Source organism: Pseudomonas capsici (assembly GCF_017165765.1).
GTDB classification, from domain to species: Bacteria; Pseudomonadota; Gammaproteobacteria; order Pseudomonadales; family Pseudomonadaceae; genus Aquipseudomonas; species Aquipseudomonas capsici.
On sequence record NZ_JAFGZD010000003.1, the window covers coordinates 236,740 to 253,957 of the forward strand.

Here is a 17,218-nt window from a genome sequence, read left to right on the forward strand (position 1 = left end):
CTGTACCGATGGCGTCCCGCCATTGTCCCTGCTCAATGTGAGTGGCGGGGCACTTCGGCACCACGGCAACCCACCAGGAAATCGAAGTCGCAGCCCTGATCGGCCTGCATGACGCGGTCGACATAGAGCTGACGATAGCCGCCCGCCAGCAACTGTTGCGGTGCTTGCCAGTCGGCCAGACGTGCCTTGAGTTCCGCATCCGGAATATCCAGATGCAGTCGCCCGTTGGCGCAGTCCAGTTCGATCCAGTCGCCTTCCTGCACCACCGCCAGCGGTCCGCCCGCTGCCGCTTCCGGTGCCACATGCAACACCACCGTGCCGTAGGCGGTGCCGCTCATGCGCGCATCCGAAATCCGCACCATGTCCGTTACACCCTGGGCCAGCAGTTTGGCCGGCAAGCCCATGTTGCCGACTTCGGCCATGCCCGGATAACCCTTGGGACCACAGTTCTTGAGGACCATCACCGAGCTGGCATCGATATCCAGATCCGGGTCGTTGATGCGCGATTTGTACATCTCGAAGTTCTCGAACACCACCGCACGGCCGCGATGCTGCATCAGCGCAGGCGTGGCCGCCGAAGGCTTGAGTACGGCACCCAGCGGCGCGAGGTTGCCGCGCAGTACGCAGATACCGCCATCGGCACGAATCGGGTTATCCAGCGCGCGAATCACTTGGTCTTCGCCATAGATCGGTGCATTGCGGGTGTTGTCGCCGATGCTCTTGCCATTGACGGTCAGGGCATCGGGGTTGGGCAGCAGGCTGGCTTCGTTCATGCGCCGCAGCACGGCAGGCAGGCCGCCGGAGTAATAGAACTCTTCCATCAGGAATCGGCCCGAGGGCTGAAGATCGACAATGGTCGGCATGCCGCGACCGATGCGGGTCCAGTCATCGAGTTCCAGGTCCACGCCGATGCGCCCGGCGATGGCTTTGAGGTGGATGACGGCATTGGTCGAGCCGCCAATGGCGGCATTGACCCGGATCGCGTTCTCGAACGCCGCCTTGGTGAGGATCTTCGACAGGCGCAGGTCTTCGCGCACCATTTCCACGGCACGCATGCCAGACATGTGCGCCAGCACGTAACGGCGTGAGTCCACGGCAGGAATGGCGGCGTTGTGGGGCAGGGAGGTGCCCAGCGCTTCGGCCATGCAGGCCATGGTCGAGGCGGTGCCCATGGTGTTGCAGGTGCCTGCCGAGCGGGACATGCCGGCTTCGGCGGAGAGGAACTCGTCCAGGCCGATCTGCCCGGCCTTATAGGATTCATGCATCTGCCAGACGATGGTGCCTGCGCCTATGTCCTTGCCCTGATGCTTGCCGTTGAGCATTGGCCCGCCGGTGACGACGATGGCAGGTACATCACAGCTGGCTGCACCCATCAGCAGGGCCGGGGTGGTCTTGTCGCAGCCGGTCAGCAGAACGACGCCATCGATGGGGTTGCCGCGAATCGCTTCTTCGACATCCATGCTGGCCAGGTTGCGGGTGAACATCGCGGTGGGGCGCAGGTTGGATTCGCCATTGGAGAACACCGGGAATTCTACTGGCCAGCCACCGGCTTCGATCACGCCACGTTTGACGTGTTCGGCAATCGTGCGGAAGTGGGCGTTGCAGGGGGTCAGTTCCGACCAGGTGTTGCAGATACCGATGATGGGTTTGCCCTGAAACTGATGATCGGCAATGCCCTGATTCTTCATCCAGCTGCGGTACATGAAGCCATTCTTGTCGGCAGTACCAAACCATTGGGCAGAACGCAGGGTCGGTTTTTTATCGGAATCGGACATGGTCGGCTCTCTTATTGTAAGACTTAATTGCTTTTGTTTTGGCTAAGGTAAGCCTAAATATCGATCATTGGAAGAGTTGTCAGTCTAAATAGTAATACTATATAGTCGAGCGGTAATCGAGGTTCCATAACAAAAACAAAATGGAGACCGACCCCATGAGCCAGGAAACCGGGCTTATACGTCGCATTACCCTGAAGTTGATTCCCTTTCTGATCCTGCTGTACCTGATCGCCTATGTGGATCGCTCGGCCGTGGGCTTTGCCAAGCTGCACATGGGCGCGGACATCGGCATCGGCGATGCCGCCTACGGGTTGGGTGCCGGCCTGTTTTTCATCGGTTATTTTCTGTTCGAGATCCCCAGCAACCTGATGCTGGAGCGTTTCGGGGCACGACGCTGGTTTGCCCGGATCATGATCACCTGGGGTGCGATCACCATCGGCATGGCCTTCGTGCAGGGGCCTTACAGTTTCTATCTGATGCGCTTCCTGCTGGGCGCGGCGGAAGCGGGGTTCTTTCCCGGTGTGCTGTACTACATCACCCAATGGTTTCCGGTACGCCACCGGGGCAAGATCCTCGGCTTCTTCATCCTCTCGCAACCCATTGCCATGATGATCACCGGGCCGGTGTCCGGCGGATTGCTGGGCATGGATGGCATTCTCGGACTGCATGGCTGGCAGTGGCTGTTCATTGTCATCGGTACTCCGGCGATCCTGCTGACCTGGCCGGCCCTGCGCTGGCTGCCGGATGGTCCGCAGCAGGTTTCGTGGATGAGCCAGGCCGAGAAGGACTGGCTGACCGGTGAGCTGAAAAACGATCTGCAAACCTATGGTCAGACCCGTCATGGCAATCCATTGCATGCTCTCAAGGACAGGCGGGTATTGCTGCTGGCGCTGTTCTATCTGCCAGTCACTCTGAGCATCTATGGTCTTGGCCTGTGGCTTCCGACCCTGATCAAGCAGTTCGGCGGCAGCGACCTGACCACCGGTTTCGTTTCCTCGGTGCCTTACCTTTTCGGAATCATCGGCCTGCTGATCGTGCCCCGCAGTTCCGACCGTCTCAACGACCGCTATGGCCATCTGGCCGTGCTCTATGTGCTGGGTGCCATCGGCCTGTTCAGCAGTGCCTGGCTGACCTTGCCGACAGCGCAACTGGCGGCGTTGTGTCTGGTGGCGTTCTCGCTGTTTTCCTGCACGGCGGTCTTCTGGACCCTGCCGGGCCGTTTCTTTGCCGGTGCCAGCGCAGCGGCAGGTATCGCACTGATCAACTCGGTGGGCAATCTGGGTGGCTACATCGGCCCGTTCGTCATCGGGACCCTGAAAGAACTCACCGGCAGCCTGGCCTCGGGTCTCTACTTCCTGTCAGGCGTCATGGTGTTCGGGCTGGTGCTGACCGGCATTGTCTATCGCGTACTGGAGCGCAGGCACGTGCTGCCTGAGTCCGAGTTTTCGGCAAGCGCTTCCACCCATCGTTGAAAGGAGAGTTTCATGCGGCTGATACAGTTCGAGTTGAGTCATGGCCAGCGTCGGGTCGGCCTGGTGGACGGTGACCGGGTACGTGAAGTGCCGGGTGTCGACAGTGTTCGCGAGCTGGCCTTGAAGGCTATCGAAGCGGGTTCCAGTCTAGCGCATCAGGTAGACCTGCTGGGGCTTGGCACCGACCATGATTATGCGCAACTGCTGCGCGAGGTCCGGGTATTGCCGCCGCTGGACCATCCCGATCCTGCACACATGCTGGTCAGCGGCACCGGTCTCACCCACCTGGGCAGCGCTTCGGCGCGGGACAAGATGCATCAGCAGGCCGGTGACGAAGCCTCGATGACCGACACCATGCGCATCTTCAAATGGGGAGTGGAAGGGGGCAAGCCACAGGCCGGTCAGGCGGGTGTGCAGCCGGAGTGGTTCTACAAGGGTGATGGCAGCATCGTGGTGCGTCCGGGAGCGGCCTTTACGCTGCCGCCGTTTGCCGAAGATGGTGGCGAGGAGCCGGAGTTGAGTGGTCTTTATGTGATCGGTCACGACCGCAAACCGTATCGGCTGGGCTTTGCCATCGGTAACGAGTTTTCCGACCACGTGATGGAGCGTCGCAATTATCTGTACCTGGCCCACTCCAAGCTGCGGGCCTGCTCATTCGGTCCTGAATTGCGGGTCGGCGATCTGCCTCAGCATCTGGCGGGCACCAGCCGTATCTGGCGCGATGGTGAGGTGATTTGGGAGAAGGAGTTCCTCAGTGGCGAGGCCAACATGTGTCACAGCCTGGAAAACCTCGAATACCACCACTTCAAGTACAGCCAGTTCCTGCGTCCGGGGGATGTGCATATCCACTTCTTCGGCACCGCGACCCTGTCCTTTGCCGATGGTATTCGTACCCGGCGAGGGGATCGCTTCGAGGTCAGTCAGCCGGAATTCGGGCAGCCACTGGTCAACTGGCTGACGGCGAGCGAATCGGTGTTCGAGCCCGGTGGTATCGGCAAGCTCTGATCAGGCCTTTTGCGGATACGCAATTTCCACCTGGATCGACTTGCGGGCCTTGAACGGCGCCAGCAGAGATTCATCGTCCACCGGGTTGGTGATCAGCGTCCAGGGCTGGCGCAGTGGCGTCCAGTGCTGCTGGCGGGCGCGTCCCAGCTTGGTGGAATCTGCCAGCACGAAGATCTGTGCGGCACGGGCCAGCATGTTTTCCTTGAGATAGGCCTGTTCCGCGCTGGCTTCGCACAAGCCCAGATCCGCCACCACCCCATCGGCGCTGACAAACAGTTTGTCGGCGCTCAGGTGTTCCAGAGCGGCCTGGGCGGCCACGCCATAGGTCGACATGCTGGACGGGCGCAGCGTGCCACCCAGCACCGTGACCCGGCCTTCGGGAATCAGCGCCAGATCGCCCAGGGCCGTCAGGTTGTTGGTGATGACATGCAGGCCGCGTCGCTGATTGAGGACGTGGGCCAGTGCGCTGGTGCTGGTACCGCCTTCCAGGAACAGGGTGTCGTGATCCTTGATGTGGGCCAGTGCCGCGAGGGCGATGTCCATCTTCTCCTGGCTGTGCTGGCGGCTGCGTTCTTCAATCGTGGTTTCCGGTTCGCGCTGACCGATATGTGCGGCACCGCCATAGGTGCGCACGATCAGCCCCTCTTCGGCCAGGGCTGTCAGGTCGCGCCGCACGGTGGCTTCCGAAACGCCGAGTTGGGCACACAGCTCATCGACGTTGGATTTTCCGGAGAGAACCAGTTCGAGTATCGATTGGCGACGATTGGCGACTTTCATTCAGGCTCTTCTAGCGCAGGAAAACGAGGTGTAACCTTACAACGACGCACCGCCGCATACCACCAGGCTTTGACCGGTGATTGCGCCAGCGTCCGGGCCGAGCAGAAAAGCGGTCAGTCCGGCAATCTCATGGGGCTGCACGAAGCGACCCAGCGGCGGTTTGTTGGGGGGCGTTGCGCTGCGAGCCGGATCCAGCAGCATCGGGGTTTCGGTGGCACCGGGTGCAATGAGGTTGACGGTAATGCCCCGTGGCGCCAGCTCGATGGCCCATGAGCGAACCATACCTTGCAGCGCAGCCTTGGTGGCGGCGTACTGGCTGCGACCGGCGGCGCCCTGCATGGTGCGGCTGCCGATCATCACCAGCCGGGCACCGGATTCGAGGCGAGGGTAGAGGGCGTTGACCATATGGCTGGCGGCAGCCACATGCAGATGCCACATGGCCTGGCCATCGGCATCGTTGAGCTGCCCCAGCGGTGCGGTGCGCATGAAGCCTGCGGCGTGCACCAGAGCATCGATTTTCCCGGTCCGTTCCAGTGCCCGGTCCAGGGCGCCGAAGTCATTGAGGTCGCATTCGATCCAGGTGAAGTTCGGGTGTTGCAGCCCGGGCGCGCGGCGGCTCAGGCCGGTGACGCGCAAACCTTGCTCGAGCAGGCGCACGACGATGGCCTGACCGATGCCGGAGCTGGCACCGGTCACAAGTACGGATTCGATTGAAGGCATGTTCAGGGTTCCCGCAAAGGCGCCGGCCCGAAGACCGGCGCAAGGCTTTCAGCGAATGGCATTGAGCGGCAGATGCACGTGTTTGATCTTCTGCCGGAAGTAAGTGAACGCGACATGCAGGCTACCATCGGCGGCCTGGATGATGCTGGGGTAGGAGAATTCGCGGTTGAGTTTTTCCTGTGAGTTGTTGGTCAGGCAGAAGCCGTCGCCCAGTTCGATATCCAGGCGGGTCGGCCAGCTGTGACCGCCATCGCGGGAGACTGCCAGGCTCATCGGCGCACGGGGAATACCCCAGATGGCGGCCTTGCCATCACTGCGGGCACCCGGCGTGACGCGGTCGTCGCCTTCGTCCTCGATCTCGTCGTACAGCGATGCGCGGCGCTGGCTGTGGCCTTCGGCGCTGACCGGGTTGTAGACCAGTGCCAGTTCATCGGTAGCCAGGCGGACGAACTGGATCGAGGAGTTGTTGTTGGGCAGTTCGGTCGGAGTCGGCGCACTCCAGGTGCGGCCACGATCGTTCGAGCGGGTGCTGTAGATGAAGTCCGCCCAGCGGCTGCGAAACAGCCCGAGCAGGCTGCCGTCCGGTAACTGGTGGACGTTCATGTGCACGCAACCGGTACTGTCCGGCACGTCATGGCGCGACCAGGAGACGCCTTGATCGCTGGAAATCATCACGGCGCTGATGTCATGGTTGCCGACCCACTTTTCACCCGGCCCGGTGATGCAGTACCAGACCGGCAGGACCCAGTCACCGTTGTCCAGCACGGCAGGAGGCTGGCGCACGAAGGTGCCGGCTTCGTCGAACAGGGTTTCGATGGGGCCCCAGGTCTTGCCCTGGTCCTGGGAAAGACGGCGACGAATGATCGCCGTCTCCTGATTGCCGGAGATCTGTGCGGTCCAGATCAGCCACAGCGGTCCGCCGGGCGCCTGAAACAGGATCGGGTTCTGCTCGGAGCGGGTCGGGTCCTCGGACAGCTTTTGCGGTTCGCTCCACACGCCGGTCTGCGGGTCGCGGCGTGACAGCAGGACGAAGATGTCGGCCATGCCTTCCTGAGTGCCGGCAAACCAGGTGCACAGCAGCGTACCGTCGGCCAGTTCATGCAGGTTGGCGGCATGGTTCTGGGCGTAGGGCGTTGGCAGGAAGGCGTCCTGGCGAATGTCATTGGTTGGCATTGGGAACCTCGGCGTCTTGGCGTTTGGCCTGGGCGGATTTGGGCAGCATATGTTCGATGGCAATCACGATGGCCGGTGTCACTAGCGCGATGTACATGTTGTCGATGCCATAAGGGTTGTTCAACAGATACCAGACACTGGTGGTGATGGACGATGCGATCAGGCCCAGTGTTGCGCCACGACCCGAACCGAAGAACGGCAGGTAGATGGCAACCATGGCGACCACGGCAATCGACAGGCGCAGGGCGCGGGTGAAGAACGACAGGTTGAGGATTTCCGGTACGAAGAACACGAAGAACAGCGGTACGAAACCGATCACCAGAGCGATCAGGCGGGTGGTCTTGAACTCCTGATCCACCGAAGGTTTACGCCATGGCACGTAGAAGTCGCGCACCACCAGCGAAGCGATGGCCAGGGCCACGGTGCTGACGCTGACGAAGATCGAAGCGACCAGAGAAATGGTGACGACACCGGCTACCACGGGGCTCATCGATTGCAGGAATACTGGCAGGGCATAGAGGCTGCTCATGTCGGGGTGCAGGTATTTGGACGCGACACCGATAAAGCCCAGCGCCAATGCGATCGGGATGCACAGCAGCGATGCATAGAAAGTCGAACGACGTGCCGCATTCGGGCTCTGGGTAGAGGAGATCGCCTGGATGATGAACTGGGTCGAGAAGATCGCACCGACAGTGCCGATGATCCACGCCATGATTTTCTGGCCGCCGACCAGGCCATCCCAGGTGAAGTAATGTTCAGGCATGTTCTGCACGACCGGGGCGAAGCCGCCCGTCATCTTCAGGGCCACGCCCAGTACGATCATCACCCCGAGATATTTCACGGCGGTGTGCAGGATGCTCATGTAGGCCACGCTTTTCAGGCCGCCGAACACGTAGTAGAGGGTGCTGATGATTGCGGTGATGAACGCGGCAGTGGTCAGGTTGATCTTGAGCACCGTGGCAATGGCCGCCGCACCGCTGACATAGTTGCCGACGTTCACCAGCAGCAAGGCGTAGATCATGATGATCGACACCGCGAGCTTGGTGGACGTGCCGTATTTCTTGGCAATGAAGCCGGAGATGGTGAATTCCCCGGAGCTGTACAGCTTGCGGGCCATCAACAGGCCGAACAGCGGGAAGCCGATGGCGGCTGCAATCACCGACCATGAAGCGGCGAAGCCACTTTCGAAGGCGGCCTGTGCAGTACCGACCGTGGATTTGGCACCGATGAATTCGGACATCATCAGAATGCCGACGATGACGGCAGGCATGGTCCTGGCAGCGACCATGTATTGCTCACTGGTCTTGCTGCGCATGCGCATGCTCATCCAGGTGGTGATTGCGATGTAGACGATCACCATGCCGACGATGATCGTGGTGTCTTGTGCGTTGAAGGTATCCATCGGTATCGCTCCATTATTGTTTTTTTGGCGCGTTATGGGTGCCGCACGTCTTTGCCCGGGTGGGTGCTCAGACGGCGATGGAATTGCGGGTGTCGCGTTTACGGGTGGCCAGTTCCACGGCCTGGCGCAGGGCCTCGATCAGGCTGCGTTCGTCGGCGATGCCTTTACCGGCGATATCGAAAGCGGTGCCGTGATCCACCGAGGTACGAATCACCGGCAGGCCGATGGTGACGTTGACGCCGGCTTCCAGGCCCATGACCTTGACCGGGCCATGGCCCTGATCGTGATACATGGCGACCACCGCATCGAAGTCGCCACGACCGGCGCGGAAGAACAGCGTGTCGGCCGGCAGCGGGCCTTCGACGCGCCAGCCACGGGCGCGCAGTTCGTCGATGGCAGGCTGGATCTTGGTGGCTTCTTCGCCATAGCCGAACAGACCGTTTTCACCGGCATGAGGGTTGATGCCGCACACCGCGATCAGCGGGTTTTCTATACCGGCACGCACCAGGGTTTCCCGGGCGCGCTCGATGGTGCGCTTGACCAGACCCGGTTCGATCCGGGCAATGGCGTCGATGATGCCGATGTGAGTGGTGACGTGGATGACCCGCAGAATCGGCGTCATCAGCATCATCGAGACTTCTTCCACGCCCAGCAGGTGGGCAAGCATTTCGGTGTGACCGGGGAAGATATGCCCGCCTGCGTGCAGCGCTTCCTTGTTCAGTGGCGCGGTGCAGATCGCATCCAGTTCACCGGCTTCGGTGAGTTGTACGGTACGTTCGATATAGCGAAAGGCAGCGTCACCGGCGATGGGCGACAACTTGCCATAAGGCAGATCGTCGGGGATCAGACCCAGATCGATGCAGTCCACCACGCCCTGGACGAAGCGAGCCTGTGCCGGGCTGCTGATACTGTTGACGCGCAGGTTGCTGCCGACGATGCGGCTGGCGTCCTCAAGGCGCCTGGAGTCGCCGATGACCAGCGGACGGCAGGTTTCGTACACCGAGGCGTGGGTCAGGGTTTTCATGATGATTTCAGGACCCACCCCGGCGGCGTCGCCCATGGTGATACCAATGACAGGACGTTCAGACATAGGGAGCTTCCTCTTTGAAAGTAGTGCCGGCCAGGGCCGGTTCATGCAGCTGTCGCCAGGCTGCGAGAAAGGTGTCGGGGTCGCCAAAGCCGCCTGCCTTGGTCACCACATTGAGATTGCGCGAGCCGAGTCGGGCCTGGGACAGCGCCACGCCGGTGGCGAGTTCGCCCAGCAGGGTCATCTGCTCGATACCGGCCTCGACCAGAATCGCGCGTGCGGTTTCGCCACCGGTGGCGATCAACGAACCGGCATGGGGCAGGGCCGGTGCCAGCCATCTGGCCAGTGCGCTGCTCAGGTCGGCTGCCTGTGCCGGGTTGCGTTGTTGCTGATCCAGTCGCACCAGCACGTCATGCCCTGCCAGCAACTGTTCTTCCAGTTGCTGGCGCAGTGCATCGCGTTCGGTCTGGGCCTTGCTGTCCAGCAGTGTGGCTGGAGCAATCGTTAGGCTGTATTGCGGGCTGGATTGCGCCAGGGTGTCGGCCTGCAGCTGCGAGTGGCGGGACATGCTGCCGACCACGGTCAACACGGGAGAGCGGGGCGTTACCTGGATGGGGCGGGCTGCCGGTAACCCCAAGGCCTGAGGCAGATGCCGGGCCAGGCCGGCAGAACCGACCCAGAACAACTCCTGATGCCATTGGGCCGAAGCCTCGGCCAGTTGTTGCAGGTCGCTGTCCCGCTCGGCATCGCAGACCAGCGCCTGCACGCCGTTTTCCAGGGCTGTGCGCAAGGTCTGTTTCAGAGCCTCGCCATCGCGCAGATCGTCCAGCCCCAGCCATTGCGTACGCAACCCCTGATTAAGAAACAGCTCCAGCAGGTTGCTGGTGCCTTGCAGGTTTTCGTTGCGCCACACATCGCTCTGATCCACCGGCACGCCATCGATCAATTGCACGCCCTGACTGGTGGTGCGTTTCATGTCCGGGAAGGCCGGAGCCACCAGCGCCATGCCGCGCACCGATTGCAGCGCGTCGATTTCGCTGGCGACATTGCCGCGCAGGGTCGAGTCGATTTTCTTGTACAGCGCCTTTGCCGTGGCATGTTGCTGGCGCAGGATGACCCGGTGTTGTTCGGCGGCCTGTTGGGGAGGCAGGCGACGGGAGTCCACGTCTATGGCCACGACATCGGCTGCCAGCGAGCCAGTGGTGGTCAGCATCACACGGGTCTCGGTGCGTGCTGCAAAATCAGCGGCGCAGTCCGCGGCCCCCGACAGATCGTCGGCGAGTATCAGCAGGCCGGGAAACTCGGCGCGGATCATGGCAGCAGACACCGGTACAACTGCTGGATGTCGTCCAGGCTCAAGGGCTTGGGATTGTTGGTCATCAGGCGGGTGACTTTGGAGGCCGCCACCGCCATGTCCGGCAGATGCTCTTCGGCCACGCCGAAATCACGCAGGTTCTGCGGAATGTTCAGCACCAGGGTCCACTGACGAATCTGCTCGATCAGTTTGTGGGCTGCTGCTTCGTTGCTGTCTTCATGAGTGGCCAGGCCGCATGCCAGCGCGGCACGCTTGAGGCGTTCGGCACAGCTGTCCAGATTGAAGGCCATGACATGGGGCAACAGCATGGCGTTGGCCACGCCATGGGTGACATGAAACTTGCCCCCCAATGGGTAGGCCAGCGCATGCACTGCTGCGGTTCCGGCCGCTGTCAGGGCCAGGCCGCCGTACATCGAGCCCAGCAGCATATCGCCCCGCGCCCGTACCGATTCCGGTTGTTCATAGGACTCGACAATACTGCCCGCGATCAGGCGCATGGACTCCAGTGCAAAGGCATCGCTGATGGGGTTGGCCTTGGTGGAAATGAAGGATTCCAGCGAGTGGGTGAAGGCATCCATTCCGGTGGCAGCGGTGATCGAGCGGGGCAGGCTGAGTGTCAGCAGCGGATCGAGCACCACCAGGGTCGGCAGCAGATGACGGCTTACCACGCCGATCTTCAGTTCTTCATCCGGCAGGGTGACGATGGCGTTGGGCGTGACTTCCGAGCCTGTACCCGAGGTGGTCGGCACCAGCACCATGGGCTTGCCGGGGTGCGTGACCTTGTCGATGCCCAGCAGATCCTTGAGCGGTGTGTCGTTGGTCAGCATCACTGCAAACAGCTTGGCGGCATCCAGCACGCTGCCACCGCCAATGGCGATCAGCGCATCGGGTGCGTGAGGTGCAACGTCTTCCCGGAATACCCGCTCGATGTTTTCCAGGGTCGGTTCTATTTCGACGTTATCGAGCATATGCACGGCGATGTCGCGGGCCTGAAGCTGCTCGGTGACGCGCTGGGTCACGCCCAGATTGTGCATGGCGTTCTGGGTGACCAGCACCACGCTTTTGACCGGGACATCGAGCAGCGGCAGTTTTTCAGTGAGCAGATCGAGGCTGCCGGGGCCGTGAACCACATGCTTCACGGTCTGGAAGTGATAAGTGGCGGACATGGGATTACCTCCGGCTTAGCGGTAGACGGCCAGCAGGCCTTGGAGTTTTTCCAGTGCGGCGGCATCCAGTGGCTGGACCGGCGCTCGGCAAGGGCCGACAGGGACGTTGAGCAACTGGGTCGCGGTTTTCAGAACCACAGGCATGGTGCCCAGCGCGAACGCATCGCGCAGTGGACGCAGGGCTTCCTGGGCTGCGCGGGCGGCTTCGTGATTGCCCGACTGGAAGTTGTTCCAGATCGACATGACCACATCCGGTACCGCGTTGGCGGTGGCAGCGATAGCACCATCGCCACCGGCCAGCAGGTTCCAGTAGATCAACGAGTCGGTGCCCGCAAACACGGCGAAGTCGTCGCTGCGGTATTTCATCATCTGCACCAGCGCATCGAAGTTGCCTGCGCTGTCCTTGATGCCCTTGATTTTCGGGTGCTGGCTGAGGGTGGCCACGGCACCGATACCGATGGACATGCCGGTCTTGGCCGGAATGTTGTACATCATCAGCGGCAACTCGGAGGCATCGGCAATGGCGGTGTAGTGCTTGATGAGTTCGGACTGGCTGATGGCATTGAAGTACGGCGTGATGATGGACAGGGCGTCTGCGCCCACATCGATCATTTTTTTGTTCAGTTCGATCACTTCATGGGTAGCAAAGGCACCGGTGCCTACGACTACAGGCACACGCCCGGCTGCCGCTTCAACGGTAATACGGGCGATTTTCAGTTTTTCGGATTCGGAGAGAGTGAAGAACTCGCCATTGGTGCCCAGCACGAAAAGCCCGTGTACACCGGCTTGCAGAAGGTTTTCGATCAGGCCGCGAAGGGCTTGCTCATCGAGTTGCTGGTCATCGGTAAAGGGCGTGACCAGAGCTGGAATGATGCCGCGAAATTGCATGGCCATAGTCTCGTTTTATTGTTAGTGGATCGATAGTGATTGAATCAATCATTTGTGGCAAGGGTTTTTGATCGTTTTTTTCAAAATGCGGGGTGTGGGGAGGGGAGGAGAGAGGGCAGATGGCGTGCAGGCGATTGAGCAATCGCCTGCACGCAGAGGCTTAGCGAATCAGGCCGCTGGTTTTGATTTTTTCGATCAGGGCAATGCCGCGTTTCAGGATTTCGTTCTCGCCAGGGTCTCCCACACCAGCATCCAGGAGTTCCTGGAGGCTGGTGAGGTTGTAGCTAAACAATTGCGCAGGAAGGGCTGACCTCAGGAATGTGGTGACCCCCATTTTTCCTGCTTTTGTATGTTCTGAAGCAAGCCAGTCCGCCGCCGTGGGGGACTTTCCGGTATCGGTATAAAACCTTTGCATCCAGGCCCCCTGCTCTGAGCGAATATGGCCTGGCTTCAAGTCGCTGATATTGACGACAGGTTTGCTGGTGATTGGCATCATGGTGGTCATGCGTTGTATGGACCCATTCTTTTTTTTGTCGAGCGTGCTGTCTTTAATACGTGGGTCCATATGGCCGACAACAACCGGTACATTAATACCCAGTGTGGTGATCAAGCCTGCACACATATGGCAGGGTGCCAAGGTGGAGTAGATACGTACTCCTGCGGGCAATTTACTGACATTTTTTTTGGCTAGATACGCCAGAATCATCGACGTTTCAGCATGGAAGCAGCCATTCAGGTCTTTGATGTTGACGCCCCAACCAAGAATGAGGTCTGTGCTGCTGACCATTATTGCGGCAACGTTATGGCCGTGTGGCAAAAAAGAAGGTTTATTCTTTTTTCTTGGTTTTTTCCTTTGATCAGGCAGTGCTGCTGCGGCCAAGGCATAGGCAATTTTCATCCATATCCGGTCCTTCTTTTCCAGATCTGTATCGGAATACTGTTGGATATGCGCGTGAGCATGCTGGTTTCAGCAACCTTGTTCACCCGTTTGTCATAAATTCCGATATTTTCATCGCTGGAGTAAATATCTTCGGCGGCGTCAGTGAGTTCTATTTGAGGTGCTGACTGATTAAACAAGTCATCCCAGGCGTCGAATGACAATTGGGTCGTTGGATATGTATTCAGTCTTGTCTCTCCGCCGGGAGGGACTATTCCAAATGTACTCCCAATCTCCAGGTCAACGGGGTCGTGAATAACGTCATCTATCAGTGAAATACTTTTCGGGACAAAGTTTTCGGCGTAGATGATTTTTGACAAGTTCTTCTGCCAAGCCAGTCCCAGACACATATCTGTCGGTGTATAAGTGGCGAAGATTGTGCCTTCGGGAGACGAATGATTGTGCAGCATGTTCACAATCGGCTCTTCGTATGCCTTGTCGCCTTTGACGCCCTTGGCAATGATCTTTTCATTCGATACCAGATACGCCAGGTCTTTGCCGGTACTGGCCTTCTCCATCAATGCCAACAGCAAAATGTAACGAGACACATCCATTCAAGCTCTCCAGATCATGAGATGAGCACACCACGAAACCGTTTGATTCTACATAGCCATTAGTTCTTGGGTGGATCGGGGCTGAAAATAAAAAGCCAGACACGAGGTCTGGCTTTTGGTATTGCGGCCAGGGATTACGCAGCGGCTGCCGCTTTGGGCGCTGACTGGCGGCTGATTCGCAGGGCTACCAGGCTGCCGACGATGGTCAGGCCTGCCAGGGAGTACAGCGCCATGGTGGTGGAGCCTGTCTGGTCCTTGATCCAGCCCACCAGGTACGGGCTGAGAAAGCCTGCCATCTGGCCGATGGAGTTGATCAGTGCCAGTCCGGCCACGGCGACGCTGGCGTTGAGCAGGGCGGTGGGCAGTGGCCAGAACATCGGCAGGCCGGTGAGGGCACCCATGGTGGCGATGGTCAGGCCAAGAATCGCGATGACCGGCACGCTGGCGAAGTTGGCGGCGATGATCAGGCCCAGAGCGCCCATCAGCATCGGGACCACCAGATGCCAGCGTCGCTCATTGCGCAGATCCGCCGAGCGGCCCACCAGAATCATGAACACGCCAGCCATGAGATACGGCACGGCGCTGATCCAGCCGATTACCAGTGCATCGCTGAAGCCCAGGTTCTTGATGATCGAGGGCAGCCAGAAGTTGATCGCATACACACCGCTCTGGATGCAGAAGTAGATAAAGCCCAGCACCCAGATGAACGGCATGGTCAGTACCGAAAGCGTAGAGGCCTTTTCGCTGATCACCGGACGGCTGAGTTCATCGGCAGTGATGTCGGCCTTGACCCGCTGACGCTGCTCGGGTGTCAGCCAGCGTGCGTCTTCAACCTTGTCGCACAGCAGCAGGAATGCCATCAGACCCAGTGCTACGGTCGGCAGGCCCTGAATCAGAAACATCCACTGCCAGCCGGCCATACCGCCCTGGCCCGCGGCGAAATGGTTGAGAATCCAGCCGGAGAACGGTCCGCCCAACAGGCCGGATACCGGAATGGCGGACATGAACAAGGCCATGATCCGCCCGCGTCGCTGGTTCGGGTACCAGCGCGACAGGTAGAGCACGATACCGGGGAAGAACCCGGCTTCTGCCATACCGGTCAGGAACCGCAGTACATAGAACTCCATGGGCGTGGTGACGAACAGCAGGCAGGTGGAGAACGTGCCCCAGGTGATCATCATCAGGCCGATCCAGCGCCGTGGCCCGAAACGGTTGAGCGCCAGGTTGCTGGGCAGGCCGCACAGTACGTAGCCGATGAAGAAGATCCCGGCTCCCAGGCCGTAGACGGTTTCGCTGAAGTTCAGGGCGTCGAGCATCTGCAGCTTGGCAAAGCCGACGTTGACCCGATCCAGATAGTTGAACAGGTAGCAGATGAAGATAAAGGGAATGAGGCGCAGGGTGATGCGACGGTAGACATGATTGCCTTCGACGTCGCCAGCATCCCGAATCGATGGGTTGGACATGGCGGTGAATCCTCGGAGCTTGTTGTTTTTATACTGCGTGCAGCTGACTCCGATCTTATGGGGACGGGGACAAAAACTCTTTGGCGATTTGCACTGCCATACCGGGTGGCGGTTGTGAGATTGCACAACTGCAGGAGCGAATTCATTCGCGAAGACTTCATTTCGCGAATTAATTGGCTCCTACAGGCGTTCAAACCCTTGGAGGAGGGTGCTTGTCCGCGATAAGTACGGCTTTATTCAATGCTTTCGTAGGGTAATCCCACATAGTTCTCGGCGATGGTTCTGCGCCCGGATTCCGAGCCTACGTAGTAATCCAGCTCGGTCTGCTGCAGGCGCTGGCTGAAATCATCGGTGCCCGGAAAGCTGTGCAGGATCGAGGTCATCCACCAGGAAAAACGCTCGGCTTTCCAGATCCGGCGCAGGCAGATCTGCGAGTATTTCTCCAGCAGGTCGGTGCGACCTTCCTTGTAGACCTTGAGCAATATCCGATACAGCGTGTTGACATCGCTGGCCGCCAGGTTGAGCCCTTTGGCACCGGTGGGCGGCACGATATGGGCGGCGTCGCCCAGCAGGAAGAGGCGACCGTACTGCATGGGTTCCACGACAAAACTGCGCAGCGGTGCGATGCTTTTTTCAATGGAAGGACCGGTGACCAGCCGCTCGGCCAGGTGATGGGGAAGCCGGGTTTTCAATTCGTCCCAGAAGCGTTCATCCGACCAGTCCTCGACCTTTTCATCTGCGCTGACCTGCACGTAATAACGGGTGCGAGTGGCCGAACGCATGCTGCACAGGGCAAAGCCGCGTGGATGGTTGGCGTACACCAGTTCTTCGTTGACCGGTGGCGTATCGGCCAGTACGCCGAGCCAGCCGAAGGGATAGACGCGCTCGAAGACTTTCAGGTTGTCAGCGGGAATGGATTGCCGGGAAACGCCATGGAATCCGTCGCAGCCTGCAATGTAATCGCAGTCCAGACGCTGCGTCTGGCCGTTTTGGCTGAAGGTTACGTAAGGTCGGCCGGTTTTCAGATCGTGGAGCTGGACGTCTTCAGCGTCATAGAGGGTCATGGCACCGGCTTGCGAGCGAGCCTGCATCAGGTCGCGGGTGACTTCGGTCTGGCCGTAGACCATGACGGTCTTGCCATCGGCCAGGGCCTTGAGGTCGATACGCTCGCAACGTCCCTCGAAAGCCAGCTCGAAACCATCATGAATCAGCCCCTGGGCATCCATGCGTTCACCAGCGCCGGCTTCGCGCAGCAGATCGACCATGCCTTGCTCCAGCACCCCGGCGCGAATACGGGAAAGGATGTAGTCGGGATTCTTGCGTTCGATGATGACGTTATCGATACCGGCACGTTGCAGCAGTTGGCCCAGCAGCAGCCCGGACGGGCCTGAGCCGATGATTGCGACTTGGGTTTTCATTATTGTTTTCCTGTCATGTGTCCCTGCCAGTCGATGACCGGCGGGATGTCTTTGTTTTTGTCTCCTGTATTTTTAATGGATGCCTATGGCATAAGAAGGCACTATCCAGCGCATTATCTGGACTTT

15 protein-coding genes are annotated in these 17,218 nt (G+C 59.8%); 2 read left to right on the forward strand and 13 right to left on the reverse strand.

Annotation, left to right across the window (positions count from 1 at the left end; all coding sequences use genetic code 11):
• Positions 1-32: 32 nt before the first annotated feature.
• Positions 33-1,775: an IlvD/Edd family dehydratase gene (locus JSY17_RS05705; protein ID WP_201012234.1), complete on the reverse strand. Its 1,743-nt coding sequence runs from the start codon at positions 1,773-1,775 to the stop codon at positions 33-35.
• Between the two features lie 155 nt (positions 1,776-1,930).
• Between JSY17_RS05705 and JSY17_RS05710 the strand changes: the two genes are divergently transcribed.
• On the forward strand, positions 1,931-3,247 hold the full coding sequence (locus tag JSY17_RS05710) for an MFS transporter (protein WP_206401990.1): 1,317 nt from the start codon (positions 1,931-1,933) through the stop codon (positions 3,245-3,247).
• 12 nt (positions 3,248-3,259) lie between these two features.
• A complete protein-coding gene (gene araD1, locus JSY17_RS05715) occupies positions 3,260-4,252 on the forward strand; it encodes an AraD1 family protein (RefSeq protein ID WP_206401991.1) in 993 nt (330 codons plus the stop codon).
• Here araD1 and JSY17_RS05720 read toward each other — a convergent pair whose 3' ends face one another.
• The 12 genes from JSY17_RS05720 to pobA form a co-directional block, all read right to left on the reverse strand.
• The gene (locus JSY17_RS05720) at positions 4,253-5,029 is read right to left on the reverse strand and encodes a DeoR/GlpR family DNA-binding transcription regulator (RefSeq protein WP_122370435.1); all 777 of its coding nucleotides are present in this window, start codon (positions 5,027-5,029) and stop codon (positions 4,253-4,255) included.
• 36 nt (positions 5,030-5,065) lie between these two features.
• Positions 5,066-5,749: an SDR family NAD(P)-dependent oxidoreductase gene (locus JSY17_RS05725; RefSeq protein ID WP_117184115.1), complete on the reverse strand. Its 684-nt coding sequence runs from the start codon at positions 5,747-5,749 to the stop codon at positions 5,066-5,068.
• Positions 5,750-5,797: 48 nt separating this feature from the next.
• Entirely contained in the window at positions 5,798-6,922 is a 1,125-nt protein-coding gene (locus tag JSY17_RS05730) for a sialidase family protein (protein WP_122370437.1), read from the reverse strand.
• Positions 6,909-8,324, reverse strand: a complete 1,416-nt coding sequence (locus JSY17_RS05735; RefSeq protein ID WP_117186007.1) for a sodium:solute symporter family protein — start codon at positions 8,322-8,324, stop codon at positions 6,909-6,911. The genes JSY17_RS05730 and JSY17_RS05735 overlap by 14 nt, the downstream gene beginning before the upstream one ends.
• 67 nt (positions 8,325-8,391) lie before the next feature.
• Complete coding sequence (gene pdxA, locus JSY17_RS05740) at positions 8,392-9,414, reverse strand: 4-hydroxythreonine-4-phosphate dehydrogenase PdxA (RefSeq protein WP_117166771.1); 1,023 nt, start codon at positions 9,412-9,414, stop codon at positions 8,392-8,394.
• Positions 9,407-10,666 (reverse strand): four-carbon acid sugar kinase family protein, encoded by a 1,260-nt coding sequence (locus JSY17_RS05745; RefSeq protein ID WP_206402062.1) that lies wholly within the window; start codon positions 10,664-10,666, stop codon positions 9,407-9,409. Before JSY17_RS05745 ends, pdxA begins: the two co-directional genes overlap by 8 nt.
• Positions 10,663-11,832, reverse strand: coding sequence for an iron-containing alcohol dehydrogenase (locus tag JSY17_RS05750; protein ID WP_117166769.1), 1,170 nt, complete (start codon positions 11,830-11,832; stop codon positions 10,663-10,665). The genes JSY17_RS05745 and JSY17_RS05750 overlap by 4 nt, the downstream gene beginning before the upstream one ends.
• Before the next feature lie 15 nt (positions 11,833-11,847).
• A complete protein-coding gene (gene dapA / locus JSY17_RS05755; RefSeq protein WP_117184144.1) occupies positions 11,848-12,720 on the reverse strand; it encodes a 4-hydroxy-tetrahydrodipicolinate synthase in 873 nt (290 codons plus the stop codon).
• 160 nt (positions 12,721-12,880) lie between these two features.
• On the reverse strand, positions 12,881-13,618 hold the full coding sequence (locus tag JSY17_RS05760) for a Bd3614 family nucleic acid deaminase (protein WP_206401992.1): 738 nt from the start codon (positions 13,616-13,618) through the stop codon (positions 12,881-12,883).
• Positions 13,615-14,211 carry a hypothetical protein gene (locus JSY17_RS05765; protein ID WP_206401993.1) on the reverse strand — a complete coding sequence of 199 codons (597 nt, stop codon included), beginning with the start codon at positions 14,209-14,211 and terminating at the stop codon, positions 13,615-13,617. Before JSY17_RS05765 ends, JSY17_RS05760 begins: the two co-directional genes overlap by 4 nt.
• Positions 14,212-14,345: 134 nt before the next feature.
• Complete coding sequence (locus JSY17_RS05770; protein ID WP_206401994.1) at positions 14,346-15,674, reverse strand: MFS transporter; 1,329 nt, start codon at positions 15,672-15,674, stop codon at positions 14,346-14,348.
• A gap of 233 nt (positions 15,675-15,907) precedes the next feature.
• Entirely contained in the window at positions 15,908-17,092 is a 1,185-nt protein-coding gene (gene pobA / locus JSY17_RS05775) for a 4-hydroxybenzoate 3-monooxygenase (protein WP_206401995.1), read from the reverse strand.
• Positions 17,093-17,218: the final 126 nt, after the last annotated feature.